The following is a 5502-nucleotide window of genomic DNA, read 5'->3' on the forward strand; positions in this document are numbered from 1 at the left end:
CGCTCTTTAGTGTCGGGGCGGGGGGCGGGGCGGGGGGGGGGTGGTGGGGGGGCGGGGGGGGGGGCGCGGGCCGGGGCCGCGCCGCCGCGGCCACTGCCAGAACCTTCCTGCGCGCTCCCCGACGGACGCCGGTCGGACGCGGCCGCGCCCTCGCCCGCCGCGCCGCGGCTGCGCGAGCCGGAGTCGGACTCCGCCTCGGCGGCGGCGTGCTCGGCGCCCTCGGACGACGGGTCCGCCCCGTCCTCCTTGGCCGCCGGGGACGAGGACGCCGCACCGGCCGCCTCGTCGCTCTCGCCCGCCGGACTCGGCACCCGGGGTTCACCGTTCGCGTTCGCCGTGCGCCTCGGCGACGACGCCTGCAGTGCCATGCCCCCGGTCGTACGGAACAGTTCGTCGGCCCCCGGCAGACTCACTCGGCGTGACACCGGGCGAGCACCTCCCTGGCGAGCTGACGGTAGGCGGCGGCACCGACCGAGTTCGAGGCGTACGTGGTGATGGGCTCGCCGGCGACCGTGGTCTCCGGGAAGCGCACCGTGCGGCCGATGACCGTGTGGTAGACGTGATCGTCGAACGCCTCGACCACGCGCGCGAGGACCTCACGGCTGTGCACGGTCCGCGAGTCGTACATCGTGGCGAGGATGCCGTCGAGCTCCAGGTCGGGGTTGAGCCGCTCCTGGACCTTCTCGATCGTCTCGGTCAGCAGGGCCACACCGCGCAGCGCGAAGAACTCGCACTCCAGCGGCACGATCACCTTGTGAGCGGCCGTCAGCGCGTTCACGGTGAGCAGGCCGAGCGAGGGCTGACAGTCGATCACGATGTAGTCGTAGTCGGACATCAGCGGCTTCAGGGCGCGCTGCAGCGTGGACTCGCGCGCCACCTCGCTCACCAGCTGGACCTCGGCGGCCGAGAGGTCGATGTTGCTCGGCAGCAGGTCCATGTTCGGGACCGCGGTCTTCAGGAGGACCTCGTCGGCCGACATGCCCCGCTCCATGAGCAGGTTGTAGACGGTGAGGTCGAGCTCCATCGGGTTGACGCCGAGGCCGACCGACAGGGCACCCTGCGGGTCGAAGTCGACGAGCAGCACCCGGCGTCCGTACTCGGCGAGCGCGGCACCCAGGTTGATGGTCGACGTGGTCTTGCCGACGCCGCCCTTCTGGTTGCACATCGCGATGATCTTCGCCGGGCCGTGGTCGGTCAGCGGTCCTGGGATCGGGAAGTACGGGAGCGGGCGCCCGGTCGGGCCGACGCGCTCGCGGCGCTGACGGGCAGCGTCCGGGGCGAGCGTGGCCGCGTACTCGGGATCGGGCTCGTACTCGGCGTCGGGGTCGTAGAAGTGCCCCTCGGGCAGTTCGTCGTAGTCGGCGAAGTGGCTGTGTGTGTCGCCGCTTCGGTCGCCGGCCATGGCGTTCACGTGATGGCCATCCATGCTCTGGTGTGCTGTCTGCGTCGGCGTCTGCGGGGGGCTGCTCCGGTAGCCGCTCTGGTGGGCCGCGAAGGTGCGTACAGCGACGGAGCCGACAGCCTGAAGCCCCGCGGGTCCCTGCCCGCCCGGCCGGCCACCTCCGGGAGTAAATGTCGACTCATTCACAAGTCGTCTTACCTCCTTGGACGTGACCAGGAACATTTATCGATAGGTCAGCGTGGCACCATGCCGACGGTTGGCGACTCTATGGCGTGTCACCGCTCCGCAGCAACACAATCCACCGGACCCGGCACGATGTGTCGGTAATGGAACACCCTCATGTCAAGGGCGTACGGGGGTTCTTCGCCACGTTTCGCGAGGGAGCGAATCGGTTAAAGGGTTACCTTCAAGGCGAGTTGACCATGTCCTGACCCATGCGCGTACGGCCGGACCTCTGACGAGGTCCGGCCGTGGGCGTGAGATTGACGACTTCGGTTGACGTCAGCCGAGGAGCGTCTCGAGCTCGAGGTGCTCGAGACCGTGCGCCTCGGCGACCTCCTTGTAAACCACCTTGCCGTCATGGGTGTTGAGGCCCAGGGCGAGCGCGGGGTCACGGCGCAGGGCCTCGACCCAGCCGTTGTTGGCCAGCGACACGATGTAGGGCAGCGTGGCGTTGGTCAGCGCGTACGTCGACGTGTTGGGCACGGCGCCCGGCATGTTGGCGACGCAGTAGAAGACCGAGTTGTGGACCTGGAAGGTCGGCTCGGCGTGCGTGGTCGGGTGCGAGTCCTCGAAGCAGCCGCCCTGGTCGATCGCGATGTCGACAAGGACACTTCCGGGCTTCATCTTGGCGACGAGCTCGTTGGTGACCAGCTTCGGGGCCTTGGCGCCCGGGATGAGGACGGCGCCGATGACGAGGTCGGCCTCGACGACGGCCTTCTCCAGCTCGTAGGCGTTGGAGACGATCGTCTGCACCTTGGTGCCGAAGATCTTGTCAGCCTCGCGGAGCTTGTTGATGTCCTTGTCGAGCAGGGTCACGTGGAAGCCCATGCCGACGGCGATCTGCGTGGCGTTCCAGCCGGAGACGCCGCCGCCGATGACGACGGCCTTGCCGGCGTGGGTGCCGGGGACGCCGCCGGGGAGCACGCCGCGGCCGCCGACCGAGCGCATCAGGTGGTAGGCGCCGACCTGCGGGGCCAGACGGCCCGCGACCTCGGACATCGGGGCGAGCAGCGGGAGCGCGCGGTTCGCGGTCTCGACCGTCTCGTACGCGATGGCGGTGGTGCCGGACTCGAGGAGCGCGTCCGTGCACTCCTTGGAGGCGGCGAGGTGCAGGTAGGTGAAGAGGGTCTGGTCCTTGCGGAGGCGGTGGTACTCCTCCGCGATCGGCTCCTTGACCTTCAGGAGCAGGTCGGCGGTGGCCCAGACCTCGTCGGCGGTGCCGAGGATCTGCGCTCCGGCCGAGACGTACTCGTCGTCCGTGATCGAGGAGCCGACACCGGCGTTCTGCTCGATGAAGACCTGGTGGCCGTGGCGCACGAGCTCATGCACGCCGGCGGGGGTGATGGCCACCCGGAACTCGTTGTTCTTGACCTCGCGGGGGATGCCGACCTTCATCGTCGATCACGGTCCTTGGCTCAGGGGATTTCTCGGGCAATGCACTACATACCAGTGTGCCGGGGGACACACCAGGAGAGACCGCGGAATCACCGCAGCGGAGCCAGTCTAATGAAGGTTTTCTTGCTGTCTAGCCTTTCGTTGCATCAATCTTCAGAGGATGCACTACGGATTTCGTAGGCGTTCGCGGCCTCCTCCGAAGGTTTTACCTCCGGAGTGAGCTCCTCCCCCAGCATGCGCTCGGCCGCGCCCCGGTGCAGCTTGGCCGCCGCGGGGTCGCCCAGTCGTTCGAGGGTGTCGGCCAGCCGCAGCTGGAGCGCGGCCTGCAGCCGGACGTCCTTGGCCTGACGTGCCCATTCGACCGCCTCCTGGCAGGTGCGCAGCGACTCCTCGGGCCGCCCCGCGTACTCCTGCACCCGCGCCAGCTCACTCAACGCCCGCGCCTGCGCGGGCACATCGCCCTGCTTGCGGTACCCGGCCACCGCCGAGCGCCAGCTGCGCAGCGCCTCCCCGTACCGGCCCGCGTAGGTGTGCACGGCGGCGATCCGGCCGTGCAACCGCGCGGCGTCGGCCCGCTCCCCGCGCGCGAGCCGTTGCGCGAGGGCCCGCCCGTACCAGTCGGCGGCCCGCTGCCAGTCCCCCAGCTCCTGGTGCGCGCCGCCTACGGATTCCATCGCGCGGCCGGTCGCGTACGGGTCCCGGGCCTCACGTCCGGCGTCCAGCGCGGCCCGGTAGCGGGCGAGGGCGTCCCGGGTCCGGCCGGTCTGCGCGTCCACGTCGGCGAGGTTCAGCAGCGCCGCGGCCTTCTCGCGGGGCAGGTCACGGCGCTCGGCGACGTCCAGCACCATGCGGTGGATCCCGTACAGCTCGGGGGCCGCCGCCTCGGTGCCGCGGTGGGCGACCAGGGCCCGGGCCAGCGCCGACATCAGCCGCCGGGCCAGGGTGTCGAGCTCGCCGTCCGCGACGGCCAGGCGGGCCGCGGCGAGCAGCGCGGGCTGCCGGACGCGCAGCCACTCGGCGGCGGCCGCGGGGTCCGCGAACCGCAGGGCGCTGGGCAGCCCGGCCAGCTTCTTGCGGGCCGGGGACCCGTCGGGCTCGGTGACGGCGCGGCAGGAGGTGAGCAGCCGTACGGTGCGCTCCAGCATGCGGGCGCGGGCCAGCTGCACCTCGCCGGGCCGGTCCTGGGTCTCGGTGAGCCCGCGCAGCAGCGGCACCAGGCAGCCCGGCACCTCGTACTGGGGCAGCTCGGAGGGCACGGCGCGGACCAGGCCGAGGGTCACGAAGTCGTCGAGGGTGGTCTGCGCGGCGGACACGGAGCAGCCGGCCAGCGCGGACGCCGTGTGCGGGTCCACGTAGCCGTCGGGGGCCAGCGACAGATAGCGCAGTATCCGGGCGGCGGGCCCGGGCAGCGTGGCGTAGGAGTGCCGGAAGACCCGGGCGAGCGCGGTGCCCTCCCCGTCCTGGGCGTGCAGCTGCTTGGCCAGGTCGGCGACCGACTCCTTGGGGCGTACGGCGAGCCAGCCGCCGGCGAGTTCGAGCGCGGCCGGCTCGGCCCCGCACAGTTCGACCAGGGACTCGGCCGAGCGCGGGTCGCAGGTGATGCGGACGGAGCCGGTGTGGCGGGTGAGCAGTTCGAGCGCGGACTTGGTGTCGAGTCCGCCGAGGGTGCAGGGCCGTACGTCGGGGATGCCGGTGAGGGGGCCCTCGGCGACGGCGACGACCAGGCAGTCCGGGGTGTCGGGCAGCAGCTGGTCGACCTGTTCGGCGTCCTGGGCGTCGTCGAGGAACAGGACGACGCGGCGCAGGGCGAGCCCCTCGCGCAGCCGTTCCGTGAGGTCGTCGGCCGACTCGCCGGGCGGCGCGGGCAGTTCGAGCGCGTCGAGCAGCTCACGGGCCACGCGTTCGGTGGGAACGGGGGTGCCGTCGGCGCCGCTCAGCCGGACCCGCAGCGCCCCGTCCGGGTACCGCTCGGCGACCTCGCGCAGCAGTTCCCCGGCCAGTGCGGTGCGGCCGGTGCCGGGGCGGCCGGCGATGAGCAGGACGCGGGCGCGGGGGGCCTTGCGGCCGGACAGGGTGTCGAGTCCGGCCCGTTCGATGTCGGACCTGAGTTCGGCCAACTCCCGGCGGCGGCCCAGGAACTGACGGTTCGCCTGCGTACGGGGCCGGGGTTTGCGGGAGCTGCGGGGTGCGGGTCCGGACGACTTCCCGACCGCCGTCACGTCGTCCGACTCGACCGCCTGATCCGTCACGGGCCACGCTCCGTCTCACCCATCCCCTCCGGGGGTCGGCAGGGGCGATCCCGAGCCTAGTTCAGGGGGTGCGGGTGCCCTGGGCGGGCGGCGCGCACAAGTCCCCTGATCGGATCAGCGGATTGTGGGACCGGGTGAGGTTTCGTCGCGGGCTGCGGGCCGGTGGGGCTTCTCGCGCAGTTCCCCGCGCCCCTGCAGGCATGCGGCTTCGCCGCGCCTTCCTCCGATGAAAGG

General features: G+C 71.7%; 3 protein-coding genes and 1 pseudogene. All 4 read right to left on the reverse strand.

Translation table 11 applies throughout. The features are described 5' to 3' along the window. A pseudogene (locus ACFW9D_RS31715) lies at positions 1 to 368 on the reverse strand (hypothetical protein); the annotation flags it as partial. A gap of 41 nt (positions 369 to 409) precedes the next feature. Beyond that, a complete protein-coding gene (locus ACFW9D_RS31720) occupies positions 410 to 1588 on the reverse strand; it encodes a ParA family protein (RefSeq protein ID WP_188339730.1) in 1179 nt (392 codons plus the stop codon). A gap of 315 nt (positions 1589 to 1903) precedes the next feature. After that, entirely contained in the window at positions 1904 to 3019 is a 1116-nt protein-coding gene (gene ald, locus ACFW9D_RS31725) for an alanine dehydrogenase (RefSeq protein WP_188339729.1), read from the reverse strand. 146 nt (positions 3020 to 3165) lie between these two features. Beyond that, on the reverse strand, positions 3166 to 5136 hold the full coding sequence (locus ACFW9D_RS31730) for a tetratricopeptide repeat protein (protein ID WP_384627651.1): 1971 nt from the start codon (positions 5134 to 5136) through the stop codon (positions 3166 to 3168). Positions 5137 to 5502: the final 366 nt, after the last annotated feature.

Source organism: Streptomyces sp. NPDC059524 (assembly GCF_042749255.1).
In the GTDB taxonomy this organism is placed as follows: domain Bacteria; phylum Actinomycetota; class Actinomycetes; order Streptomycetales; family Streptomycetaceae; genus Streptomyces; species Streptomyces xanthii.

What these genes read in the sequence shown, in the direction of transcription:
- ald (WP_188339729.1), bottom strand. Translation starts at nt 3,019, where the DNA reads ATGAAGGTCGGCATCCCCCGCGAGGTCAAGAACAACGAGTTCCGGGTG.